This is a genomic window from Chitinophaga caseinilytica (genome assembly GCF_038396765.1).
Classification (GTDB): domain Bacteria; phylum Bacteroidota; class Bacteroidia; order Chitinophagales; family Chitinophagaceae; genus Chitinophaga; species Chitinophaga caseinilytica.
Map to the genome: position 1 here is coordinate 993,155 of NZ_CP150096.1, position 23,703 is coordinate 1,016,857.

Annotated in this window: 19 protein-coding genes and 1 pseudogene; 8 read left to right on the forward strand and 12 right to left on the reverse strand. The window is 54.9% G+C overall.

The window, feature by feature from the left end:
- Nucleotides 1-74: 74 nt before the first annotated feature.
- Nucleotides 75-1,796 (reverse strand): DUF4836 family protein, encoded by a 1,722-nt coding sequence (locus WJU22_RS04235; protein WP_341842022.1) that lies wholly within the window; start codon nt 1,794-1,796, stop codon nt 75-77.
- A gap of 181 nt (nt 1,797-1,977) precedes the next feature.
- Between WJU22_RS04235 and WJU22_RS04240 the strand changes: the two genes are divergently transcribed.
- Nucleotides 1,978-2,259 carry a YciI family protein gene (locus tag WJU22_RS04240; RefSeq protein WP_126248448.1) on the forward strand — a complete coding sequence of 94 codons (282 nt, stop codon included), beginning with the start codon at nt 1,978-1,980 and terminating at the stop codon, nt 2,257-2,259.
- Between the two features lie 168 nt (nt 2,260-2,427).
- On the opposite strand, the gene WJU22_RS04245 is transcribed toward WJU22_RS04240, so the two are convergent.
- Together WJU22_RS04245 and msrB are read right to left on the reverse strand one after the other, a co-directional pair.
- On the reverse strand, nt 2,428-2,976 hold the full coding sequence (locus tag WJU22_RS04245) for an SRPBCC family protein (protein ID WP_341842023.1): 549 nt from the start codon (nt 2,974-2,976) through the stop codon (nt 2,428-2,430).
- A 123-nt stretch (nt 2,977-3,099) separates the two neighbouring features.
- The gene (gene msrB, locus WJU22_RS04250; RefSeq protein WP_341842024.1) at nt 3,100-3,567 is read right to left on the reverse strand and encodes a peptide-methionine (R)-S-oxide reductase MsrB; all 468 of its coding nucleotides are present in this window, start codon (nt 3,565-3,567) and stop codon (nt 3,100-3,102) included.
- Between the two features lie 267 nt (nt 3,568-3,834).
- Between msrB and mutL the strand changes: the two genes are divergently transcribed.
- Both mutL and WJU22_RS04260 read left to right on the forward strand, forming a co-directional pair.
- On the forward strand, nt 3,835-5,703 hold the full coding sequence (gene mutL / locus WJU22_RS04255) for a DNA mismatch repair endonuclease MutL (RefSeq protein WP_341842025.1): 1,869 nt from the start codon (nt 3,835-3,837) through the stop codon (nt 5,701-5,703).
- Between the two features lie 45 nt (nt 5,704-5,748).
- On the forward strand, nt 5,749-5,883 hold the full coding sequence (locus tag WJU22_RS04260) for a hypothetical protein (protein WP_341842026.1): 135 nt from the start codon (nt 5,749-5,751) through the stop codon (nt 5,881-5,883).
- Nucleotides 5,884-5,976: 93 nt separating this feature from the next.
- Here the strand turns inward: WJU22_RS04260 and WJU22_RS04265 are convergent, their stop codons facing one another.
- Nucleotides 5,977-7,461 (reverse strand): gluconokinase, encoded by a 1,485-nt coding sequence (locus WJU22_RS04265; protein WP_341842027.1) that lies wholly within the window; start codon nt 7,459-7,461, stop codon nt 5,977-5,979.
- Between the two features lie 104 nt (nt 7,462-7,565).
- Between WJU22_RS04265 and WJU22_RS04270 the strand changes: the two genes are divergently transcribed.
- Nucleotides 7,566-9,299 (forward strand): GMC family oxidoreductase, encoded by a 1,734-nt coding sequence (locus WJU22_RS04270; protein ID WP_341842028.1) that lies wholly within the window; start codon nt 7,566-7,568, stop codon nt 9,297-9,299.
- A 5-nt stretch (nt 9,300-9,304) separates the two neighbouring features.
- Entirely contained in the window at nt 9,305-9,988 is a 684-nt protein-coding gene (locus WJU22_RS04275; protein ID WP_341842029.1) for a gluconate 2-dehydrogenase subunit 3 family protein, read from the forward strand.
- A 70-nt stretch (nt 9,989-10,058) separates the two neighbouring features.
- Here the strand turns inward: WJU22_RS04275 and WJU22_RS04280 are convergent, their stop codons facing one another.
- Entirely contained in the window at nt 10,059-11,645 is a 1,587-nt protein-coding gene (locus WJU22_RS04280; protein ID WP_341842030.1) for a peptide MFS transporter, read from the reverse strand.
- Nucleotides 11,646-11,909: 264 nt separating this feature from the next.
- Between WJU22_RS04280 and WJU22_RS04285 the strand changes: the two genes are divergently transcribed.
- Nucleotides 11,910-13,352 (forward strand): Gfo/Idh/MocA family oxidoreductase, encoded by a 1,443-nt coding sequence (locus tag WJU22_RS04285; protein WP_341842031.1) that lies wholly within the window; start codon nt 11,910-11,912, stop codon nt 13,350-13,352.
- 76 nt (nt 13,353-13,428) lie between these two features.
- Here WJU22_RS04285 and WJU22_RS04290 read toward each other — a convergent pair whose 3' ends face one another.
- On the reverse strand, nt 13,429-13,875 hold the full coding sequence (locus tag WJU22_RS04290; RefSeq protein WP_341842032.1) for a hypothetical protein: 447 nt from the start codon (nt 13,873-13,875) through the stop codon (nt 13,429-13,431).
- 23 nt (nt 13,876-13,898) lie between these two features.
- Complete coding sequence (locus WJU22_RS04295) at nt 13,899-14,372, reverse strand: META domain-containing protein (protein ID WP_341842033.1); 474 nt, start codon at nt 14,370-14,372, stop codon at nt 13,899-13,901.
- Nucleotides 14,373-14,625: 253 nt separating this feature from the next.
- Here WJU22_RS04295 and WJU22_RS04300 point away from each other — a divergent pair.
- Nucleotides 14,626-16,658: pseudogene (locus WJU22_RS04300) on the forward strand (S46 family peptidase).
- Nucleotides 16,659-16,731: 73 nt separating this feature from the next.
- Here WJU22_RS04300 and WJU22_RS04305 read toward each other — a convergent pair.
- From WJU22_RS04305 to WJU22_RS04315, 3 genes are all read right to left on the reverse strand, one after another.
- Complete coding sequence (locus WJU22_RS04305; RefSeq protein WP_341842034.1) at nt 16,732-18,030, reverse strand: D-alanyl-D-alanine carboxypeptidase/D-alanyl-D-alanine-endopeptidase; 1,299 nt, start codon at nt 18,028-18,030, stop codon at nt 16,732-16,734.
- A gap of 165 nt (nt 18,031-18,195) precedes the next feature.
- Nucleotides 18,196-19,542 carry a Gfo/Idh/MocA family oxidoreductase gene (locus tag WJU22_RS04310; protein WP_341842035.1) on the reverse strand — a complete coding sequence of 449 codons (1,347 nt, stop codon included), beginning with the start codon at nt 19,540-19,542 and terminating at the stop codon, nt 18,196-18,198.
- 122 nt (nt 19,543-19,664) lie between these two features.
- The gene (locus tag WJU22_RS04315) at nt 19,665-20,627 is read right to left on the reverse strand and encodes a formylglycine-generating enzyme family protein (RefSeq protein WP_341842036.1); all 963 of its coding nucleotides are present in this window, start codon (nt 20,625-20,627) and stop codon (nt 19,665-19,667) included.
- 206 nt (nt 20,628-20,833) lie between these two features.
- On the opposite strand from WJU22_RS04315, the gene WJU22_RS04320 reads away from it, so the two are divergent.
- Nucleotides 20,834-21,772, forward strand: coding sequence for a hydroxypyruvate isomerase family protein (locus tag WJU22_RS04320; RefSeq protein ID WP_341842037.1), 939 nt, complete (start codon nt 20,834-20,836; stop codon nt 21,770-21,772).
- A gap of 116 nt (nt 21,773-21,888) precedes the next feature.
- Here WJU22_RS04320 and WJU22_RS04325 read toward each other — a convergent pair whose 3' ends face one another.
- Nucleotides 21,889-22,773 carry an alpha/beta hydrolase gene (locus WJU22_RS04325; protein ID WP_341842038.1) on the reverse strand — a complete coding sequence of 295 codons (885 nt, stop codon included), beginning with the start codon at nt 22,771-22,773 and terminating at the stop codon, nt 21,889-21,891.
- 18 nt (nt 22,774-22,791) lie between these two features.
- Nucleotides 22,792-23,685: a YitT family protein gene (locus WJU22_RS04330; RefSeq protein WP_341842039.1), complete on the reverse strand. Its 894-nt coding sequence runs from the start codon at nt 23,683-23,685 to the stop codon at nt 22,792-22,794.
- Between the last annotated feature and the right edge of the window lie 18 nt (nt 23,686-23,703).

The window sequence follows — 23,703 nt, forward strand, 5'->3', positions numbered from 1 at the left end:
TAAATATAGGCAAAAAAAGAAAGCCGCCTCTTTGGAAAAGGGCGGCTTTCGGAAATATCGGTATCGATATGCGACTATTTTTCTTCAACTGCAGGTGCTGCAACAGCGGCATCTTCAACCATGGCGCTGTCTACGGTTACTGCGTCAGCAGCAGGCTCGCCCCACTGGGCTTCGTCGGCTTTACGCTTGGCGTTGGTCCAGTTGTACACTTTGTTGGTGAAATTGAACAGCTGGCTGAGCGCGTTCTTCGACTGGTCTTTAAACAGTACCACGCCGGAAGAATGGGATTTGTCGCCGCTGAACTGTTCGGATTTCGCAGAAATGGATTTCAGCAGGGATTTCAGATCGGTGCTGATGCTATCGGGCAGTTCCATTTGTTTGGAAGGGATGGCGTTCATGATTTTTTCCACGTCAACATAGAAAGCGCCGTAGCTGCCTTTCGCGTTGTCGAGCGCGTCTCCGTCGAGTTTTGCTTTGCCTTTGCCTTCATCGTAAGATTTCAGGAGCTCAGCATCGGAAGCAGCGAGCACGCGCTTGCTGTTGATCGACAGGGAAACTTCGCCGAGAGGCATGTTGGGAACGTATTCGTCGCTCTGTTTGGTGAGCGACTGTGCGATCATGGGAGAAGCCATTACTTTTTCGAAAGCGGCTTTGTCGCCCACTTTCAGGCTGAAGATCCATTTTGCTTCGGGTTTGGTAGCGGTGCTGTCCCATTCGGTAGGTTTGGGAACGGCAGCGAAGTCGGAACCTACGAGGGTCATTTCGCCTTTGAAAGCCAGCAGCAGATCGTCGAGGGTGATGCGTGCTTCGGAGAGGCCCATGTTGGCGAAGCCGTCCATGCCCATCAGTTTCAGCAGTTCGCCGATGATACGCAGGTCGAAGTTAATGGCAGCATAACCGAAAATGTTATCGGAAGGGTATTGTTCGATGGCGGCAACGTTGATTTTCTCAACGGGGTATTTTTTGATGATGGCGGCGAGCTCTTTGCTGGTGTAAGACCAGGCATCGAAATCGATCTTGCCGGCTTCGAAGTTGGCGGAACCGGTGGTGAAAGCGCCTTCGGTGATTTTCTTCATGTTGGAAGCCATGAGGGCGCCCATGCCGGAAGCGTTGGCACCGTTCATATTATAAAGGGCTTCGCTGCTCATCCAGAAGAGGATGTCGCCTTTTTCCTTGCTGATGTCTTTGAAAGACGCGATGGTGGCAACAGATTCGTCTGCTTTGAGGGTGAACAGTTTTTCGAGGAGCGCGGTGCCGGAAGCGGCCACGGGCTTGGCGGTATCTTCGCTGTCGAAGTAACGGCTGCCCTGGTCGATCGTGGCGATGCCGATCATGGTTTTGGCGGTGAAGCCAACCACGCTGTTATTGTCTTCTACATATTTAAAGTCCTTACCGGCTTTCACTTCTTTTTTGGATTTCTCCTTCACGAACGCTTCGAGTTTCGCTGCGTCGGAAACGTCGGCTACAACGATCATGCTCATGTTGCCGCTGGCTTCGCCGGGGACCATGGCGAAGAATACGTCGCCCTGGAGGTCGATACCGGAGTTTTTCGCGTCGGCGAGGGCTTTCGCGTAGTTATTAGAGGTGTCGGACTGCTGGAGGGTTTCGAAGATCTTGTCGATCGTGAGACCGTCTTTGGCCAGTTTGTCCTGGATTTGTTTGGATTTGAATCCGAAAACGATGGCGGCATTTTTAGGAATATGCTTTCCCGACTCGGGGGCTTTGGAGCACGAGGCTAACAGAATAAGCGCCGCACCAGTCATAAAGAGGAGCGCTTTTTGGATCGATCGTTTCATAAAGAAAGAGATGTTAAGAAAAATGGATTTGAAAATTAGAGGCGAAAATACAAGCTTTTTTGCTAATGCGTCTAAATTTGTTCCCTGGCGGGCGTTGGCTCGATTACTTTGCGCAATTTACATACCTTTGGCAGATATTCAGGATTTTAACCATTTTTTTGAAAGACCATATCTGACCTTTATGTACCTGATCCTCCTACAGTACATCCGCCCGCTGGCGGCTATCGAGCACTATATGGAAGCGCACAACGTCTTCCTGGAAAAGCAGGTCCGTGAAGGCCGCTTCATCCTCACCGGCAGGCGCAAGCCCCGCACGGGCTCCATCATCGTTTGCCGCGCAGGCAGCCGAAGGGAAGTGGAAGCCATCCTGGCGGAAGACCCGATGGACAAATTCCAGCTGGCCGTTTACGACATCATCGAGTTCGAGCCGAATACTTTCGAGATGGCCGGCATCAGCTCCTGATCTGCCTTTTATTCAACCACTCACTAGCCAACTTATCCAGCTCACACTTGCCGGCGTTCTTTCCCGGCGCTCCCCTTTCATCCGGAACGATCATCAAAAATGCTATCAGCCGCGCTACCGCGACCGGGGGGCACATTTTCATCAAACGATTGATTATCAAGCTATAACTTATTTCCTGCCGGCAGAAACGTTCGCTTCGGCGGCGGATTTCAGGCGCTGGAGGCTTTTCCGGAAATCGGTTTCGAGATTGTCTTTCATGAACATGCCCAGGATATTCTGCGGGCGGGGATATTTGGCGTCCATGCTCCACGACACGCGGGTGCCGCCGGCGGAATCGGCGAATTTGAAGGAGATATCGCAAATGGAGGCCAGCGGTTCGAAGAACTCCAGCTGCTGGCGGATTTCTGTATGGGGCGTAAGGGAAAGATGGCGCAGGCGGCCGAAGCCGATTTTTTTACCGGTCCAGGTGGTAGACGCGCCGGCCGTACCATCTACCCCGTTTATCCTGAATTGCGCATCAGGCTCCCTTTCCTTGAGGGTATTCCATTGATTATAACGGTCGAAACGGGCGGTTTGGTCCCACACCGCGGCAGGCGGCGCGTGAATAAATACCGATTGCTCGATGTGAACATGCGTGGGGGCCACCAGCAGCAGAATTGCCAGTAAAGCCATGGTCATGCCGATCACCCAGGCACTGTAATAGAAGAATTTTCTCAAAGGGATAGCTGGTTTTCCACAATTTACCGAATTTTTCCGGCGGATGGAAACCACGTTGCATTGGAAAGGCCGGCGCAAAGGAATTTGCACCGGCAGCATACAGTCAGGTTTTTTGGATGTGAATTACTTTTCTTTCCCGTTGAACTTCTTTTCCGCGTCCTGCGCTTTCTCGAAATCCAGGATCACCGAATTGATGCAATAACGAAGCCCGGTCGGCGGCGGCCCATCGTCGAACACATGCCCCAGGTGCGCCTTGCACCGGCCGCACTGCACTTCGGTACGCTGCATGCCGTGAGAATTGTCGGGCGTATAGATCACGCTCGTTTTGCTGACAGGCTGATAAAAACTTGGCCATCCGCAGCCGCTCTCGAACTTCGTGTCTGAAACGAACAGCGGATTGCCGCAAGCCGCGCAATAATACGTCCCGTGCTCCTTACTGTTCCAGAATTTTCCCGTAAATGCCCACTCAGTACCCTTTTCACGGGCAATGTCGTACACATCCTTGGGTAAGATCTTTTTCCACTCTGCATCTGATAGGTTGACTTTGCCCGTGTCTGTGCGGGAATACACCGGGCTCTTTTTTTCTTCCATAAATGATTTTTTAGTCCCGTTTTGTGAGTAGGAACAATGACTGACTGTCATGGCTACAACTAATAATAGGTAGGTCCATGTCCTCATGGCTTCAGTTTTAATATGCACAATACCTACGGAACATAATTATTTATAAATTATTAATCTGGATATGTGTTGTTCCGTCTATGCACCTTAAAGGTACGAAACGTACAACTGTATGGATTGTACGCCTTCATGTATTTAACAATATTTTTTCTTCCTAACTTTACGCCAAAAGGCAGGTAAGTGGCGGATATCATCAATTTATTACCGGACAATATTGCGAATCAGATAGCAGCGGGCGAAGTGATCCAGCGGCCGGCATCGGCGGTAAAGGAGTTACTGGAAAATGCGGTGGACGCTGGGGCTACTGAAATCCAACTCATTATAAGAGATGCGGGCAAAGAGCTCGTGCAGGTGATCGATAACGGAAGCGGGATGAGCGACACCGACGCACGGATGTGCTTCGAACGGCACGCGACTTCCAAAATCAGGTCGATCGACGATCTTTTCCAGATCCGGACCATGGGTTTCCGGGGCGAAGCCCTGGCTTCCATCGCCGCGGTAGCGCAGGTAGAACTGAAATCGAAGCGGCAGGACGATGAACTGGGGACTTTCATCGAGATCGACAACTCCGTCATCCGCCGGCAGGAGCCCTGCCAGGCGCCCGTGGGCACGAGCATCGCCATGAAGAACCTCTTCTTCAACGTGCCGGCCCGCCGTAACTTCCTGAAAAGCAATGCTGCCGAGATGCGCCATATCGTCGATGAATTCATCCGCGTGGCCCTCGCCTTCCCGCATCTCCAGTTTTCGCTGAACAGCAACGGGCAGCAGATGTTCCATTTCGAGAAAGGCTCCCTCAAGCAAAGGATCGTCTCCATCCTCGGCCAGCATTACAACTCCAAACTCGTCACCGTTAAGGAAAGCACCGATTATATGAACATCCACGGGTTTGTGGGGAAACCGGAAACGGCCAAGAAAACCCGCGGCGACCAGTTCTTCTTCGTCAACAACCGATTCATCAAATCCAGCTACCTGAACCATGCCGTGATGAACGCGTTCGCGGAAACGATCCCGTCAGACAGCTTCCCGCTGTACGTGCTCTTCATCGACCTCGATCCCGCACATGTGGACATTAACGTGCATCCCACCAAGCAGGAAATCAAGTTCGACGACGAGCGCATTCTGTACGCTTTCGTGCAATCGGCCATCAAACACGCTTTGGCGCAGTTCAGCGTAACGCCCGCGCTCGATTTCGACCTCGACCCCGGCATCCAGCAGCTCGACGCGCTCACGCAGCCTTTCACCGAAGAAAAGAAAGCACAGTCGACCGGCACTTCCATCTACAAAACCTTTACGAGCGCCAACCAGGCGCACGTGATCGATAAAACGGCCAACAGCAACCTGCAGCACTGGAAAGAGCTGTACGGCCCGCCGCCCGCGCGCGACAACGATTTCCCCTTGCCGCCGCCTTCCGAATTCCCGGCCGCTCCCACTTCTACCGCCTCCGTTATCGACGAACGCTGGCAGGAAGCAGCGCACGACCAGAAAGGGCCGGTGCAGGTGCATCAGCAGTATATCCTTTCGCAGATCAAATCAGGTTTCATTTTGGTAGATCAGCGATCGGCGCACGAACGTATTCTGTACGAACGATATCTCCGCGCCCTCGCCGAAAAACCCATCGCTACCCAGCAAAGCCTTTTCCCGCAAACGCTGGAACTGTTACCTGCGGATGCGATCATCGTCCACGAAATGCTGCCCGACCTGCAGGCCCTCGGTTACGACCTGGAACCTTTTGGCCAGCATACTTTTGTGGTGCGCGGAACGCCGGCCGATATTCAATCCGGCAACGAACAGGCCAGCATCGAAGGATTGCTCGAGCAGTTCAAGAATTTCAGTACCGAACTGAAACACAACCGCCGCGAGCGCCTCGTGCGCAGCATGGCCCGCAACAACGCCATCCCTTCCGGTAAACCGCTGACCTCCCGCGAGATGCAGAATATCATCGACGAGCTGTTCGCCTGTTCGATGCCCAATGTTTCCCCCGGCGGCAGAGGCACGTTCATCTCTTTTAAACTGAATGACCTGGAGAAAATGTTCGACAGGGGGTTTTAGAACGCAGACTTTTCCGTATCTTGATAGTATCCAAACCGAACGGCCATGAATAAACAAGCAACAACCGGTTCCAGATACGCATTTTTCGCGCGGTCGACCGCTTCGAAAAAGGAGCGTTTCCAGTCCCGTTTCTGGCTGATTTCGCTCGTGATCGAACTGATCGGCCTGCTGGCGAAGTAAACCGCCCGGGGTTTTATCCGTTCAATTTCCATCGACAACATTTCCATCATTCCATAAAAAGACAGCCGCTTCTTTCGAGGCGGCTGTCTTTTTTTATTTTTCCCGGAGGATGTCGGTGACATCTTTCAATCGTTCATATAACATGGAATACGCGCGGTAATTGCGTTCGTAAACTGGTGCATGTTCCGCGGCGGGCTCGAAAACGCGCGCGGCGGCGGCGGAATTGAACTGCCACGCGTCTACCTGCTCCAGCGCGTGCCAGGCCAGCATGGCGGCTCCGAGGGCGGAGGCGTCTTCGTCCTGGTGCAGGAGCATGGGCTTGCGGAAAATATCCGCCAGCAACTGGATCCACAACGGCGACGCGGTAAATCCACCGCTCACCGTCACTTCACGAATATCGCCCGTCACGCTTTCGAGGGCTTCGCCGATGTTGAGGAGGTTAAAGCAAATCCCTTCCACCAACGCCCGCTGGAAATGCGGCGAACCATGGTGCTGGCGCATGCCCACGAACGCGCCGGATGCGCGGCTGTCCCACACCGGGGCGCGCTCGCCCAGCATGTAGGGCAAACATAGCAGTCCATCGCTGCCGGCCGGCGCGGTGAAGGCCGTTTTCAGGAAATCGTTATAGTCTGACCAGGGCAGGAATGCTTTCGAGAACCATTGTAAAGCCACGCCACCGTTGTTCATGGCGCCGCCGCAAACGTAATGTTCGGGCGTGAGCACGTAAGAAAAAATCCTTCCGGCGGGATCATCGGCGGGCTTGGGGCTCATCACGCGGATGGCGCCGCTCGTGCCGATGGTGAGCGCGGCATGCCCGGGCTCCACGGCGCCGGAGCCCAGCTGCGCCAGGCAACCGTCGCTGCTGCCGGCCATGATGAGCGTGCCGTCGGGAACGCCCATGGCCTGTGCCATGGCGGGGTCCATGCCGATGAGGAGGCGTGTGGTCTCTACCGGGATGGGCAGGCGGTCGTCTGTAATGCCGGCGAGTTTCAGCGCGGGGGCGTACCAGTCGAGCGCCCGGATATCAAAAAGCCCCGAGCACGAGGCGAGGGAATAATCGGTGATGAATTCGTGGAAACAGCGGAACAGGAACAGGTCTTTGATCCCTACGAAACAGGCGGCCTGGTCGAAGATTTCGGGCTGCTGTTCGCGGATCCACTGGATTTTGCACAGGGGCGACATCGGGTGGATGGGTGTGCCCGTGGCGCGGTGGATATCTTTTCCTTCCGGCGTGTTGCGGAGGGCGGCGGCATAATCTTCGGCGCGATTGTCGGCCCAGGTCATCACGGGCGTGAGGGGCTCACCGTCCGCATCAACGGCCAGCAGACTGTGCATGGCGCTGCTCAGCGAGATGGCCGCGGGGGCGTAACCCATTTCCGCGACGGTTTCGCGGATGGTCTTGATGATAGCGGCGAGCACTTGCTCAGGGTCTTGCTCACTATACCCGGGAACCGGCTCCAGGGTGGGATAAGTTTGTCTGCGGGATGCGGGGATCTGCCCCGCCGTGGTCACCGCGATCGTCTTCGCACTCCCCGTTCCGATGTCTACACCGAGGATATATGGTGATTTTGTTGTCATAGAATAGAGCCCGAAAGTAAAAAACCCCTTTCATTTTCCGTATTTAATTTATAGATTTAAAATCTTTCAGGTTAAATCACGCTACAAAAATCCACGTACTTACAATGGCATTTGAGATAAAAAAACAAGCGAAAGCGTACGATGTGTGCATCATCGGATCTGGCGCTGGCGGCGGAATGGCGGCCAAAGTGCTGTCAGACGCGGGGCTGAAAGTGGCACTGCTCGAAGCGGGCCCGAAGTACGACCCTGCCGATCCGGAGCAGCAGACCCAATTGAAATGGCCCTACGAATCGCCCAGGCGGGGCGCCAACACCACCCGGCCCTTCGGCGATTTCGACGCCGCTTACGGCGGATGGGAGATCGAAGGCGAGCCCTACACACAAAAGAACGGCAGTAAATTCGACTGGTTCCGGTCCCGCATGGTAGGCGGCCGCACCAACCACTGGGGCCGCATTTCCCTCCGTTTCGGACCGAACGATTTCAAACATTATAGCCTCGACGGGCATGGAGACGACTGGCCGATCGGATACGATGAAGTGAAGCCCTGGTACGACCAGGTAGACAAAATGATCGGGGTTTTCGGGTCGAAGGAAGGGATTTACAACGAGCCCGACGGCTATTTCCTCCCTCCTCCCAAACCGCGCCTCCACGAGCTGATGGTAAAACAGGCCGGCGATAAGCTCGGCATCCCCGTGATCCATTCCCGCCTGTCGATCCTCACCCGCTCGGTGAACAAAGACCGCGGCGCGTGCTTCTTCTGCTCGCAATGCAGCCGCGGATGTACCGTTCACGGCGACTTCTCCTCCTCCACCGTGCTCGTGAAACCCGCCATGAAAAGCGGCAACGTGGATTTGTACGTGGGCGCCATGGCGCGGGAAATTGTGACGGACGCATCCGGTAAAGCAACGGGCGTGAGCTATGTCGATAAATCCGACATGCAGGAATACCGCATCGATGCCCGCGTGATCGTGCTGGCTGCGAGCGCCTGCGAATCGGCGCGGTTGCTCCTCAATTCCAAATCCCCCATGCATAAGAACGGCCTCGCCAATTCCAGCGGCCTGGTCGGAAAATACCTGCACGATTCCACCGGCGCCTCGCGCGGGGCGTACATGCCTTCGCTCATGGACCGGAAACGGTATAACGAAGACGGCGTGGGAGGGATGCATATGTACATTCCCTGGTGGCTCGACAATAAGAAGCTCGATTTCGCCCGCGGTTACCACATCGAGTTTTGGGGCGGAATGGGCATGCCGGCTTACGGTTTCGGTTTCGGGATCGAAGGCATGCATATGAAAGACCCCAACCGCGGCGGCGCTCCCGCCGGCGGTTACGGCGCCAGCCTGAAAAACGATTACCGCCGGTTCTTCGGTTCCACGATCGGGTTCGCCGGTCGCGGGGAAGCCATCGCGCGGGAAGACAACTATTGCGAAATCGACCCGAACGTCGTGGATAAATTCGGCATTCCCGTTCTCCGTTTCAATTACAAATGGAGCGAGCACGAGATCAAACAGGCACGGCATATGCACGAAACGTTCGAAGAGATCATCCACCAGATGGGCGGCATTCCCCTGGGCACCAAACCCGGAGAAGAAACCATGTACGGTCTCGAAAACCCGGGCCGGATCATCCACGAAGTGGGCACCACCCGTATGGGCAGCGATCCCAAACGCTCCGTCCTCAATAAATACAACCAGGCCCACGACGCCAAAAACGTATTTGTAGTGGATGGTGGCGCTTTCGTTTCGCAGGCAGACAAAAATCCTACCTGGACAATCCTGGCGCTGTCGCTGCGCGCATCGAATTACATCGTGGACGAATTGAAAAAACAAAATCTCTGATCATCATGGACAGAAGAGAATCGCTCAAAGCCCTCCTGATAGGTTCCGTATCCACCGGCGTTATCCTCAGCGCCTGCGAAACCAGCACCAAAGAGGCTGACAAAGCACCCAAAACCGGGAAATTCTACGGCCGTACGCCCGAAGAAGTGCTCCGCGACGAGGCGCTCAAAAAAGAAAAATTCTTCACAGACGCGGAGATGAAAACCATCACCGTGCTCGCAGATATCATCATCCCGAAAGATGAAACTTCCGGATCGGCTACAGACGCCAAGGTGCCGGAGTTCATCGATTTCATCGTGAAAGACCAGCCCAGGCACCAGCTGCCCATGCGCGGCGGCCTCCGCTGGCTCGATGTGCAATCCCAGAAACAGTACGGCAAGATCTTCACCGACCTGGAGCCCGACAAACGCCTGGCCATGGTAGACCAGATCGCGTTCCCCGAAAAAGCGGCGCCGGAAATGAGCCAGGGCGTAGCGTTCTTCAGTTTGATGCGCAACCTCACCGCCACAGGTTTCTTCACCAGCGAAATGGGCATCAAGGACATGGGGTACGCCGGCAACCGGCCCAATGAATGGGACGGCGTTCCGGACGATGTGCTCAAACAGTACAATCTCGCGTACGACGAAAAAATGCTGGCCGTTTGCCTGAAGAAGGAAGACCGCACCAAGCTCATGACCTGGGACGATTGATCCCATCTGAAATGCATAAAAAAAAGCGACGCCCGTAATGGACGTCGCTTTTTTATTTTTCCCCGGCGGATCAGTGCGCGTGTTCCTTAAACACACGGTTCAGCCAGCGCAGCATCAGGATGATGGTGCCCGCGGCAACGCCCAGCAACAGGAAGTTCACGAGGAAATAATTGACTTTATTGTCGTACTGGTCCCACATCGCGGCCAACACGCCCGACAATTTATTGCCGATAGACGTGGCCAGGAACCAGCCGCCCATCATCAGCGAAGTGAGGCGGGCAGGACTGAGTTTCGATACGAGCGACAGGCCCATCGGGCTGAGGAGCAATTCTCCCGCGGTGATGATGCCGTAGCTGCCGAACAGCCACCAGGGCGCTGCTTTCACCGCGCCGTTATCGCAAACCATGACGGCCGCCACCATGCAGAAAGTGGATACGGAAGAAATCACGAGCCCCCACGCGATTTTGGTCATCGTGGTCGGTTCTTTCTTCCGTTTGCGGAGGAAGGTGAAGAACGCGACGACGAGCGGCGTGAGGATGATCACGAAAAACGGGTTGATGGATTGGAATTGTTCGGTGTTGACGAGACTGATGGTGGCTCCTTCCGCCGGCATTTTTTCGGGCGCCACGTTCTTAAAGTAAACAGGCTTTCCGATTTCCTTCACCGGTTTGCCGTTTTCGTCTTTGATAACCCGGAATTCATGGTCGTACGCTACCACTTCGCCGGTTTGGTTGGTGGTGGTTTCCGCGAGGGACAGCGCGTTGGCGGGGCCGGTCAGCGAGGCAGACAGTTCGCGGTCTGTATAAAACTGCGCCCAGGTGGTGAGCGCGGTACCGTTTTGTTTGAATACCGCCCAGAACATGATAGACACTGCGAACACGGCGAGCAGGGCTTTTACGGGTTGCTTGTCTGTTCCCGAAGCTTTGCGCAGCAGGTTCACGAAGAAGTAAATAATGGGCAGGCAGGCGAAGATGAACGCGTCCGTAGAATCGGTGCCGAAGATATTGCCGGGGATGAACCAGCCGATGCAGCCCACGATCAGTACGGGAACGAATACCTGCGCGAAGATGGAGCCGAGGGGCATATCGCCGGGTTGGACGGGCTTGAGGACGTCTGCATGGCGGTAATGTTTAAGCCCCGCAACGAAGATGATGACACCGAGGAACATGCCTATGCCGGCTGCGATGAACGCTGCGCCCCAGTTGATGTTGTTGCGGAGGTACGATGCGAAGAAGGTGCAGATGAAGGCGCCGATGTTGATCCCCATGTAGAAGATGTTATAACCGGTGTCTTTGCGCTCGATGTACCGGGGGTCGTTGTAAACGTTGCCCAGCAGTGTGGAGATATTGGGTTTGAAGAAGCCGTTGCCCACGCAGATGAGCGCCAGCGAACAGTAGAAAACCGTTAAGTCTTTGACGGCCAGCCCGCAATACCCGATCCCCATGAGGATGCCCCCGATGATGATGGATTTGGAATATCCGATCTTACGGTCGGCCAGGAGCCCGCCGATGAACGGGGTGAGATATACGAATGCGATGAAGGTGCCGAAGATATCGACCGCGGCGTGGCGGTCCATGGCCCAACCGCCCTTCTCGGCGTCTGTCAGGTATAGTTGCAGAATGGCGAGCAGCAGGTAGAAACCGAATCGTTCCCACATCTCGGAAAAGAATAAAAACGGTAAGGCTACCGGATGTTTGCGGTTAGTCGACATGTTGTAACATAAGGTTTGAGACGGCTAAAAATAGGATAAAAAACCACATCCCCACCAACATTCCCGACGAACGGTAAGCCCATCCCACCCCAACAACAATTCCTGGTTGAAAAAATCGATTTAGCACAGGACAGTACAGGATGCCGCTCATAGAGATTATTGCTTTTTCTATAATTTTTTCTATTATATTGAACGAAAATTTATCAAATCATGGTTCAGGGAAAAAATAACAAAAGAAACCAGATTTCACGTAGATCATTTCTAACCAACAGCGCTACCGCCGCTGCAGGTTTCATGATCGTTCCACGTCACGTATTGGGAGGCCCGGGATACACCGCGCCCAGCGACAGGCTTCGCGTTGCCGGCATCGGTGTTGGCGGTAAAGGCGACAGCGATCTGAGCGAGATTTCCAAAGGCCCGGCAGACATCGTCGTACTGTGCGACGTTCACGACAGCCGCGCAGCAGGGTCCGTAAAACGCTTCCCCAAAGCAAAATACTACCGGGATTACCGCGAAATGCTCGACAAAGAACACAAAAACATCGACGCGGTAACCGTTTCCAGCCCCGACCATAACCACGCCGTGCAAGCCATGGCCGCCATGCAGCTCGGCAAGCACGTATACGTTCAAAAACCCCTCACCCACGACATCTACGAAGCGCGCATGCTCACGCAGGCCGCAAAAAAATATAAAGTAGTTACCCAGATGGGCAACCAGGGCGCCTCCGGCGACGGCGTCCGCCAGCTCATGGAATGGTACAATGCCGACCTCATCGGCGATGTACATACCGTGTATTGCTGGACCAACCGCCCCGTATGGCCGCAGGGAATTCCCTGGCCTGCACAGCCCGGCACCAAACCGGCCGACCTCGACTGGAACCTCTGGCTGGGCACCGCCCCGCAAAAAGACTTCGTCGACAAACTCGTTCCGTTCAACTGGCGCGGCTGGTGGGATTACGGTACCGGCGCGCTCGGAGACATGGGCTGCCACATCGTGGAACCTCCTTTCCGCGTGCTCGGCCTCGGCTACCCCGTTTCCGCGGAAGCCAGCGTTGGCAGCGTGTATGTAGACGAATTCAAACAGGGCTATTTCCCGGAAAGCTGCCCCCCGTCTTCCCACGTGATCATGACTTTCGAAACGAAACGCGGCCCGTTGAAACTCCACTGGATGGACGGCGGCATCCAACCCGCGCGCCCCGAAGAGCTGGGCCCCAATGAAAGAATGGGCGACGGCGGCAACGGCGCCATTTTCGAAGGCACGAAAGGCAAGATGATGTGCGGAACCTATGGTATGTACCCTTCGCTGCTGCCTTCCAAACGCAATGCGGAAGTGAACGTGAAGCAAACCATCGCCCGCGTGCCCGAAGGCCATTACGTACAGTGGGTAAACGCGTGCATCGCCGGTTACGGTAAGAAAGAACTGTCGGCCCCCTTCGAGATCGCCGGCCCGCTCACCGAAACCATCCTCATGGGCAACCTCGCCATCCGCAGCTACGATATCCGCAAGCCCAAAGCCGACGGCAAAGGTTTCGACTATCCCGGCCGTTACATCAAACTGTTGTGGGATGGCCCGAACATGAAGATCACCAACTTCGACGAAGCCAACCAGTTCGTGAAGCGTACCTATCGCGACGGCTGGACGCTCGGTGCGTAAGAAGTTTTTACGAAATAGTAAGGGCGCCCCCGACCGGAGGCGCCCTTTTTCTTATAGATACGATACGCTACTTGTTCTAACGGAACAGTTCCTTGAAATCGCGCTTGAACTCTTGCCACTCGCTGTCGGCTTTCTTCAGCGATTTATCGAGCCCTTCCTTCGTTTTGTCCCACGCATCCACCGTGGCGTTTTTCACGTCATCCGCCGCTTTGGCGAGGTCTGCCCGGGCGGCTTCCAGTTTGGCCTGCGCTTTTTTGCTTTTCGCGCTGCCGTCTTTTTTCAGCTCTTCGATGCGCACGTCCAGCGAATCCATTTTTTCCTTGATGGAGGCCGATGCTTCATCTTTCTGCCGCTGGAACCAAGCGCCGGCGGTATCCGCTTTCTGTTCGAGGCCTTCCTGGATGGAATCTACCCCTTCGTGGATCTTCGCATTGGCGGAAGTATCCTCGCCGGTAGTGGCAGTTTTGTTCTGGCAGGCCGCAAAGATGGCGGCTGCACCGAGGGCGATGAGTATTTTCTTCATATACGTTGATTTTTAGGTGATTATTATTGTTTTACGGCGGTAAATGTCGCTAAAACGGAATCTCCGCGCTGAATGCTGAGGATATCCTTTTCGATGGTGTATTTATTGGTGTTTTGCAGCGCCTGGCTGAAAGCGTTTTCCACGTTCAGGGCCGGACAGGCCATTTGGGTGGAAATGATGTCGGACACGGCCAGCTCGCCGGTGGGCGTGGCCACGAATTTGCCGCCGAAGCCGTTGCAGCCGAGATGGCCGCGTACCTGCGACGAGGAATCCACGAATTGCATATAAATTTCCTTCCCCCAGTTGCTGGTGTCTTTAGGGCCGTTCACGATTTCCTTCAACACCCATTTGGTGCCGGAAAGCGGCCATGCGGGCGCCCCATCTGTCGTAACGGCGGCTGCCGCGGCGGCGGAATCGGTACCCGATTGCTGTTGGGAACTTTGGCAGGCGGCCAGTATGGCCAGGGCGGCAAGGGCGGGAAGCAGTAACTGTTTCATGATAGTGGTTTTATGGTGTATTTGTTTTTCTTATCAATCATCAAGCCATTTTAACGCCACGGCACCTTCAATTGTTGACTTCCATGGCCGGTAAGGGCTATTATGAAAAAAATCGGTAGGTTTGGGCCCTTACAAAATCTAACATATGAAGAAAAATCTATTCCTGTTGCTGCTTTTGCTGTCTGTCAAGCTGGTAAGAGCGGACGAGGGCATGTGGCTCCCTTACCTGCTGGGGCCGCAAACTTATGCCGACATGGTGAAGAAAGGATTGAAGCTGTCGAAAGACCAGTTGTACAGCATCAACAAATCATCCATTAAAGATGCCATTATCATTTTCGGTGGAGGTTGCACGGGAGAGATCGTGAGCAATGAAGGGCTGATCTTTACGAACCACCACTGTGGTTACGGCGCCATCGCGTCTGCCAGTTCGGTGGAACATAACTACCTGCGCGACGGCTTTTATGCCCGCAGCAAGCAGGAAGAGATCCCTGCCAAAGGGCTCTCCGTTCAGTTCCTCGTGCGTGTGGAAGACGTGACCGCCAAAGTGGAAGAAGCCATCAAAGGCACTACCCTGGCCGATCGCAACCCCAAGCTCCAGGCTGCTTACGGTGATATCGTGAAAGCCGCCACCGACGGCAACGGTTACGAAGCTAAAGTGGTGCCCATGTTCAAGGGGAACCAATACCTCCTCTTCGTGTACGAACGCTACACCGACGTTCGCCTCGTAGGAACGCCTCCCGAAAACGTAGGCAAGTTCGGCGGCGATACCGATAACTGGGAATGGCCCCGCCATACCGGCGACTTCTCCGTGTTCCGCGTTTACGGCAACGCCAGCGGCAAACCGGCCGAATACGCTGCCAACAACATTCCCCTCAAGCCGAAACACTTCCTGCCCGTTTCCATCAAAGGCGTGAAAGAAAACGATTACGCCATGATCTTCGGGTACCCCGGCGGCACCAACCGTTACGAAACTTCCCTTGGCGTGAAACTGAAGACTGATGTGGAAAACCCTTCCATCGTCGGCCTCCGCGACATCCGCCTCAAATACATGTTCGAAGAAATGAAGAAAGATCCCGCCGTGAAGCTGCAACTCGCATCTTCCTACGCCGGCATCGCCAACTACTGGAAATTCTTCGACGGCGAAACCGCCCAATTGCTGAAGTACCACGTCTACGAAGAGAAACTGAAGAACGAAGCATCCTTCCAGCAATGGGCCAAAGGCAAATCCGAGTTCGAGCCCGTATTTACGCAGTATGAAGACATTTACAAGAAATGGTCTCCCTACGCAAAAGTCCGCCTCTACCTCATGGAAGGCATCCTCGGCTCGCCCCTCGCCGCATACGCCAGCTCCCTCGCGCAGCTCGAAAACACCATCCTCAAAAATGGTGACATCAAAGCCGCCGCCAACGCCGCAGACCAGGCCCGCACCAATTTCCTGAAAGACGAGAACAAACCCTCCGATCAGAAAATCCTCGCCGCCATGGCCATGCGCTATTACCAGGATATCCCGAAAGACCAGCACCCCATCGGTTTCTACGAAGGCCTGAAATCTTTCGGCGACCTGAGCGACGAAAAAACCTATCGCACCTGGGCCGCCAACGTGTTCAACAACACCATCATCTTCAACGACGCGAAATGGAAAACCTTCATCAGCCAGCCTGATGCCGTTACACTGCAGGAAGATCCCGCGTATGCCTACGCTTCCGCTTTCGTGAAGAACTACGCCACCAAATACGCGCCGATCTACGCCCAGTTCACCGCGCAAAACAACGAGCTCGGCCGCCTCTACCTGAAAGGCGAAGCCCTGCGCACGCCTAACGCGAACCGCTACCCCGACGCCAATTTCACCATGCGCCTTTCTTACGGCCAGGTGAAACCCTACTCCCCCGCGACGCCGTGGCTTACGACTACGTAACCACGATCGACGGTGTGATGGAGAAATATAAACCCGGCGATTACGAGTTCGATCTTCACCAGAATTTCATCGACCTCGTGAAGAAAAAAGATTTCGGCCAGTACATCGACGCGAAGCGTAAAACCCTCGTGGTAGGCTTCATCACCGGCAACGACATCACCGGCGGCAACTCCGGCTCGCCCGTCCTCAACGCCAACGGCGAACTGATCGGTCTCGCGTTCGACGGTAACTACGAAGCGCTCAGCCACAAAATCCAGTTCGACAAAAATTACAACCGTACCATCAACGTAGATATCCGCTACGTACTTTGGTGCATCGACAAACTGGGTGGTGCCAAAAACATCATCAACGAACTGAAAATCGTGAAATAAGATTTCCGTTCCGACCATAAAAAAATCCCGGCAAGCGTAACGTTTGCCGGGATTTTTATTTGCAGGAAGTACGTCAGCCCGCGTTGGCCGTGCGCACGAGGAATTTTTCCACCGCGCGGCGCACCGTAGCCGAAGAGTTTGCGTTGTGGTTATTGACAAGCACGCTGAAAATGAGCGTTTTACCCGATTTGGTGATCAGATATCCGCTGAGCGCAACCACGCCGCTGAGCGTGCCGGTTTTGGCATAGAGCCGGTTGGGCAGCGCCTGGTAGTAATTTTTCAGCGTGCCTTTTCCACCGGCGGGAAACAGCGGAAAGAGCCGTTCCTTCGAATGGTTTTTATACATTTTTTCGAGCACGGTAACGAAGTCGCGGGGCGTGAAAAGATTGTAGCGCGACAGGCCCGAACCATCCACCCAGTTCGGCGGATGCGGAAGATCGTTCAGCAATGTGTCCAGCAAATAACCGATCAGTTTCCGGGAATCGATCGCATCGTATTTGAGGGAAGATGCCATCATGAGGATTTGCTCCGCGAAGAAGTTATCGCTGCGGTGCATCATGGGTTGGAAAAGGGTATCTGTGGGGATGGATTTCAAGACCGTTCCGTTCAAAGGCGCCGTGGTGGCCATGATGCGGACGGGTTTGCGGATCGTGTCTTGCAGGCGGCGGGCCAATTGGGAAATATTCCCGGTGATGAAAGGCACTTCGAAAGTCTGCTCCGCGTGCACATCCGACCGGATGTGCAGCGTGAAGAGATTCTCGCGCTCTTCGCGGTCGGCCAGTGCTTCTGCCGGCGGGCGTTCGTATACTAGCTCAGTGGGGAATTCGGGCGTCATGGAATAACTGGCGCCTTTCATCCGGATGCGGGCAACGTTGCCGTACATGGGCCATTCGTTAAGCTCGGGCTGATAATAATCCGCATAATCGCTCCAGCCCCATCCCGGCCCGAAACGTTTATTCTTGATGACGGCAGGTTGCAGCCAGATGTTTTTCCCGGTTTGGGACAGCATGTCCAGCACGCGCTGGGCGGTAAAATCGGGATGGAGGAATGAAGGGTCGCCCGTTCCCTGGACGTACAGCGCCGTATCGTTTTCCACGAACCGCATCCCCGGCAACGAATCCCCCAGCAACTGCAAACCCGCGAACAGCGTGAAGATCTTCGTGTTCGACGCGGGCACGAAAAATTTATCGTCCTGGTATTGCAGCCAGTATTTCTTCGTGGCCGGATCGTAAATGCTGATGCCCACATGCGCGCTTTTCAGCTCTTTCGTCAGCAAAATATCTTCCTGTGCCCAGGCGCGCAGGTTCTTCGGTTGCGCCGCTGCGCCGAGGCTCAGCAACAGGGCGATGGCTCCCGTGAGGTACGATTTCATGTCCTGAATATAATCAATTTGAAGAAGGATCGCTTTCCATGGATGGACAGTTTCCGTAACCGGAACCGTTATTTGCATTCCCCATTTACCTGCGGACCGCAAAAGAAAAAGGCGCACCCGATATGGGTACGCCTTTCAGATATCGCAGCCTTTTCACTTGCGTGATCAGGAGAAATAGCGGGTGATGCCGGGCTTCGCGTATGCGTAGTGGCCGCTTGCATCCGGGAGTACCGGCGGCGGCGCGTCGAACGCATATTTCGCGGGTTGCAGGTTGATGCCGGATTTCAGCGCCTTGTCCCACTCGATCAGCTGACCGGAATAGGTGGCCATACGGCCGATGATGGCGGAAAGCGTAGCTTCTGCACCGCGTTGTGCATCCTGGTATTTGAACTGGCCGGCGGCGATGGCTTCGAACAGCTCATCGTGTTCGGCCTGGTACGGACGGTTGTGCATTTTACGATCGAACTGGTAGAGCGTTTTGCCTTTATGGTCAACGATCTGGCCACGGTCGCAGAAGATGCGGCCCTTGGTGCCCACGATCTCTTCGTCTACCTTGCTCACGGAATCTTTCCAGTGGCGGCATTGGGCGTTCATGACAACGCCATTGTCGTACCGGTATTCCACGAAGTGGTGGTCGAAGATTTCCCCTGCTTCCGGACCGGTGCGGATGGCGCGGCCACCCATACCTACGGCGTTTACGGGCGTTTTACCCATGAACCAGTTGCCCACGTCGATATTGTGGATATGTTGTTCTACGATATGATCGCCGCAGAGCCAGTTGAAATAGTACCAGTTACGCATCTGGTATTCCATTTCCGTGTATTCGGGCTTGCGCTCGCGCACCCAGAGGGCGCCCTGGTTCCACCACACCTGGATGGAGGTGATGTCTCCGATCATACCGTCTTTCAGGCGTTTGTACAATTCGCGGTAAGAGGTCATGTAGTGGCGTTGGAGGCCCACTACCACGTTGAGTTTTTTGGCTTTCGCCTTTTCCGCGGTTTCGAGCACTTTGGCGATGCCGGCGGGGTCTGTGGCCACGGGTTTTTCCATGAACACGTGCTTACCCTGCGCGATGGCTTCTTCGAAGTGGATGGGGCGGAAGCCGGGAGGCGTGGTGAGGATTACCACATCCGCCTTGGCGATGGCTTGTTTGTATCCGTCGAACCCAACGAATTTATCGGCTTCGGCCACTTTAACGCGCTCGGGCGTTTTTTTCATGGACTCCACGATTTCGTTGTAGCTACCATCGAGCCGGTCGCGGAAAGCGTCGGCCATGGCAACGAGCTGAACGTTCTGTTTAGTGCTGAGCGCCTGCACTGCGGCGCCCGTTCCGCGGCCACCACAGCCGATCAGGGCTATTTTGATGACACCGGCGGAGCCAGAGAAATAATTGGTCTGTGCTGCTTGCGACAGGTAAGGCGCGGCCATGGCGGCGCCTGCGAGGATAGAGGATTTCTTTACGAAGTCTCTGCGAGTTTGATCGTGGAATGAAGAGCGTGTTTCCTTTTCCATGTTTGGTAATTTACCGGACGCTTGCTGGCGCCGTTGGTGAAAAAGTATAATGAAATAGACAATAGCCTTATAAAGTACGGATTATCCTGCGAAAATCCATGTGGTGACAGAGATTTGACGGATCAGCGCGCGCCTACGAACTGGTCGATCATATCGGCGAAGAATTTCTCCGCTTCTTCTTTGGTCGGCTGCTGAACGGGGCGCACGATGCGGAACCCTACGAAAGGCGCATCGGCGTTCCACCATTTGCTTTTCGGGATCTGCGGGTCGCGGTCGTTCCACGCGATGTCTGACATGAGGCGGGCGGCGCTGCGCGTTGCGGCGGGGGCGTCCATATAGTTACCACCGCGTACGGTACGCGGGGTTTTGTCTGTCGGTTTCAGCCAGGGATTGGCAGCGTCAACGGTTTTGTAAGCCTCCGGTTCGTACTGGTCCATCGTCCACTCACCCACATTGCCGAGCATGTCGTAAAGCCCCCAGGCATTGGGTTTCAGCTCACCTACCTTGTGGTATTTATCTTCGGAATTGCTGGCCGTCCATGCGTATTCCTTCAATTTCGACGCATCGGCGCCGAAAGGATAAGCGGTTTTGGAACCCGCGCGGCAGGCATATTCCCATTCTGCCTCGGTGGGCAGGCGGAAGAAAACGCCGGTCTTATTATACAGCCAGCGGCAATACATCAGCGCGCCGTATTGGCTCATACTATTGGCAGGGAAACCACCGGATTTGCCCATACCGAGGGTCAGGTCGATGTAGGGCGGGCTGGGCCGGGTCATGCCATCGGGCAGCGGGGCCTTGTCCTTGTCTTTATCTGCATAGAGGTCGTACTGGTCGAACGTCACTTCATAAGCGCCCATCCAGAAAGCATCTACTTTCACTTTCTTCTGCGGCCCTTCGTCTGCGCCACGGCCTTTTTCGGAAGCGGGGCTTCCAAGGAGGAATTCTCCGGCTTTCACCGGCACCATGCGGATGGTAACGTCGCTGCCCTCGATTTTCTGATCGTAGGCCTCGAAAGGTGTAGTTTGTGCATGAACGGCGGCAGAGCAGATGCCTCCGATCAGGAATAACGCGGTTGTCCTTTTCATCTAGTTGGATTACAATAAAAGCGTGTGAATTTATCGATTTAGGGGCGGGAATGCAATTTTTATTTTATGAACGTCAAAAAATAAAGATAAGCGTTGCATGAAATCGAATGAAATCCCCGTTCATCTATTTTTTATTCAATACATGCGGATTTCCTTATTAAAAGCTATAAATTTCGCCTTCGCTAAGTCATTTTAAAATACACGCTATGGAAAGAAGAAGCTTTTTACAACAGTCGACCCTCGCCGGCATCTCCGCCCTGACCTTCGGAGGCGCCACCGCGCTGGCGGGCTCCGCCAAAGGGGCCGAGAAAGACAACACCGCCGCCGCGGGTAAAACTTTCAATCTCGATTACGCACCGCACCAGGGGATGTTCAAAAACTCCGGCGGCGAAGATTTCCTCGATCAGATCCGGTTCATGCACGACCAGGGTTTCAGGTCTATCGAAGACAACGGCATGCTCGGCCGCGACACCGCCCAGCAAAACAAGATCGGCGACCTCCTCGCCAAGCTCAACATGCGCATGGGCGTGTTCGTGATCGACGGCGGCGAAAACTGGAAAGTTTCGCTCACCACCGGTAAAAAAGAACATCTCGACGTATTCCTCAAAGCCTGCGAACGCTCCGTAGAGCTCGCCAAGCGCGTCAACGCCAAATGGGCCACCGTAGTTCCGGGCTTCTTCGAGCGCCGTACGCCCATCGGCGTTCAAACCGGCAATGTGATCGACGCGCTTCGCGCCGGTTCCGAAATCCTCGAAAAAGGCGGTCTCACCATGGTGCTCGAGCCTCTGAGCGATACGCCCGAGCTTTTCCTCCGCACCTCCGATCAAACGTACGAGATCTGCCGCGCGGTAAACAGCCCGTCCTGCAAAATCCTCTTCGATATCTACCACATGCAGAAAAACGAAGGCAATCTCATCAATATGATCAACCATTGCTGGAGCGAGATCGCTTATGTGCAGATCGGGGACAACCCCGGCCGCAACGAGCCCGGCACCGGAGAAATCAACTACCGCAACGTGTTCAAGCACCTCCACGAAAAAGGCTACAAAGGAGTGATGGGCATGGAGCACGGCAACGCCAAACCCGGCAAGGAAGGGGAAGCCGCGCTGATCAAAGCGTACCGCGATGCGGACAATTTCCTGTGATCTTTAGTGAATTGGTTTATAACGTCCCGGTTTGCTTCGGCAGGCCGGGATTTTTTGTGCGCATCAAAAAGCCCTCACAGCCAGGCTGTGAGGGCTTTTCTATATTGACATGAAGGTTATTTTTTGAAGAGCATCCCGTTGATCCAGTTCACCACGAGGCCGGGCCAGGTGTTGAGCACCGGGTCTTTCGGGGCCATCCCGAACCCATGGCCGCCATGGTCGTAAATATGCATGGTAGCGGGAATGTTGTGCTGCAGCAGCGCTTTGTAGAAAACGAGGCTGTTTTCCACCGGCACGCCTTTATCGTCGCTGGCGTGGATGAGCATGGTGGGCGGGGTTTCTGCGGTTACGCGGTTTTGGGTGGACAGCGAATCCTGTTTTTCCTTCGGCGCGCCCGCGCCCAGTAAATTATTGGCGGATCCCGCATGCCGGAAGCTTTCGCTGAGCGAGATCACCGGGTACACGAGCACGGAAAACGCGGGCCGCGAGCTGAACCGCTCGTGCGCTGCTTTCCCCTGCGGATCGGGCGCGATGTGCATCGTAGTGAGCATCGAAGCCAGGTGCCCTCCTGCCGAAAAGCCCAGCACGCCTACCTTTTCGGGATCGAAGCCCCAGGATTTGGCTTTGCTTTTTACGATGCGCATCGCCAGCGTCACGTCGTTGTACTGCGCCGGAAAAGTAGACCCGGGCTGCGGGCCGCCGTTCAGCCGGTAATGCAGCACGATGGCGTCGAAACCGTTGGCGTTGAAGAATTCGGCTACGTCTTTCCCTTCGTGGCCCAGGGCCAGGTTGGAATAGCCTCCGCCGGGGCAGACCAGCACGGCGGCGCCGTTCTTCTTGTCGCCCGGAGCGGGGTAATATTCGATGTGGGGAACGTCGTTGATTTCCTTTCCGCCCAGGATCTTCCATTCCGGATGGTCCGGGTACAGGTTGATGCGTTCCTGCGCGGTGGCGTTGATGGCGGCGATGGTAAGCATGGCGGCGATGAATGACTTTTTCATGCGTGGAATATTTCGCGTTTAATGTGCACCCGCCCGGCGCTTGATCATGCCGCCGCGGGTGTCGTTGATATTATGTTGCACAATAAACGCTTTTTCGTCGATCTTTTCAATCTCATCGATGACCTTATGCACTTCCAGGCGGGTCACAACGGTATAAATGATCTCGATCTCATTGTCCACTTCTCCCCTTTTTCCGTACCCGCTTTTCCCTTTAAAAACCGTCACGCCTTTTTTCAGCTTGAGTGTCAACGTCTTACGTATCAAATCCGCTCTGGGGGAAATGACGGTCAGGGCGATGTATTCCTCAAAACCCTGGATCACGAAATCCACTGTTTTCGAGGCAGACAGATAAGTGAGCATGGCATACAGCGCGGTTTCCACGTTGATGAGCACGGCGGCCACCCCGAAGATGAGGACGTTGAAATACATGATCACTTCGCCGATCGACAGTACGGTTTTCCGGGAAATCCACAGGGCGAGCACTTCGGTGCCATCGAGCACGGCGCCGCCGCGGATAGACATGCCGATGCCGGCGCCGAGGAAGAACCCTCCGAAAATGGCGATCAGTAATTTATCCTGCGTCAGTACCGGAACTTTGATGAGCGCCAGCGCCGTGGCGAGCCCTACGATGGCCGCGATGGTTTTCAGCGTGAAGAGGCGCGACAGTTGTTTGTAGGCCAGCACGATGAAAGGCGCGTTGATGACGATCAGCAAAACGGAGATCGACCATCCGGAAAGACGGTTTACCAGCAGGGAAATACCCGTTACGCCGCCATCGAGGAACCCGTTGGGCAGCAAAAAGGCTTTCAGGCCGATGGCGGCCAGCAATACGCCGATAGCGATAAGGGTGGCGTCTTGCGCATTCTGGATGATATTGATGCGGGCGAGCCTGGCTCTGCGGGGATGCGTCACATGATTTGCTTGAACGTT

Excerpts from the sequence above, each read along its gene's own strand:
- WJU22_RS04280 (WP_341842030.1), bottom strand. The coding sequence starts at position 11,645 with ATGTGGGAACGATTCGGTTTCTACCTGCTGCTCGCCATTCTGCAACTA.
- WJU22_RS04235 (WP_341842022.1), bottom strand. The coding sequence starts at position 1,796 with ATGAAACGATCGATCCAAAAAGCGCTCCTCTTTATGACTGGTGCGGCG.
- WJU22_RS04320 (WP_341842037.1), top strand. The coding sequence starts at position 20,834 with ATGGAAAGAAGAAGCTTTTTACAACAGTCGACCCTCGCCGGCATCTCC.
- WJU22_RS04275 (WP_341842029.1), top strand. The coding sequence starts at position 9,305 with ATGGACAGAAGAGAATCGCTCAAAGCCCTCCTGATAGGTTCCGTATCC.
- WJU22_RS04240 (WP_126248448.1), top strand. The coding sequence starts at position 1,978 with ATGTACCTGATCCTCCTACAGTACATCCGCCCGCTGGCGGCTATCGAG.
- WJU22_RS04305 (WP_341842034.1), bottom strand. The coding sequence starts at position 18,030 with ATGAAATCGTACCTCACGGGAGCCATCGCCCTGTTGCTGAGCCTCGGC.
- WJU22_RS04285 (WP_341842031.1), top strand. The coding sequence starts at position 11,910 with ATGGTTCAGGGAAAAAATAACAAAAGAAACCAGATTTCACGTAGATCA.
- WJU22_RS04290 (WP_341842032.1), bottom strand. The coding sequence starts at position 13,875 with ATGAAGAAAATACTCATCGCCCTCGGTGCAGCCGCCATCTTTGCGGCC.
- WJU22_RS04265 (WP_341842027.1), bottom strand. The coding sequence starts at position 7,461 with ATGACAACAAAATCACCATATATCCTCGGTGTAGACATCGGAACGGGG.
- WJU22_RS04260 (WP_341842026.1), top strand. The coding sequence starts at position 5,749 with ATGAATAAACAAGCAACAACCGGTTCCAGATACGCATTTTTCGCGCGG.
- WJU22_RS04270 (WP_341842028.1), top strand. The coding sequence starts at position 7,566 with ATGGCATTTGAGATAAAAAAACAAGCGAAAGCGTACGATGTGTGCATC.
- WJU22_RS04295 (WP_341842033.1), bottom strand. The coding sequence starts at position 14,372 with ATGAAACAGTTACTGCTTCCCGCCCTTGCCGCCCTGGCCATACTGGCC.
- WJU22_RS04325 (WP_341842038.1), bottom strand. The coding sequence starts at position 22,773 with ATGAAAAAGTCATTCATCGCCGCCATGCTTACCATCGCCGCCATCAAC.
- WJU22_RS04310 (WP_341842035.1), bottom strand. The coding sequence starts at position 19,542 with ATGGAAAAGGAAACACGCTCTTCATTCCACGATCAAACTCGCAGAGAC.
- msrB (WP_341842024.1), bottom strand. The coding sequence starts at position 3,567 with ATGGAAGAAAAAAAGAGCCCGGTGTATTCCCGCACAGACACGGGCAAA.
- WJU22_RS04315 (WP_341842036.1), bottom strand. The coding sequence starts at position 20,627 with ATGAAAAGGACAACCGCGTTATTCCTGATCGGAGGCATCTGCTCTGCC.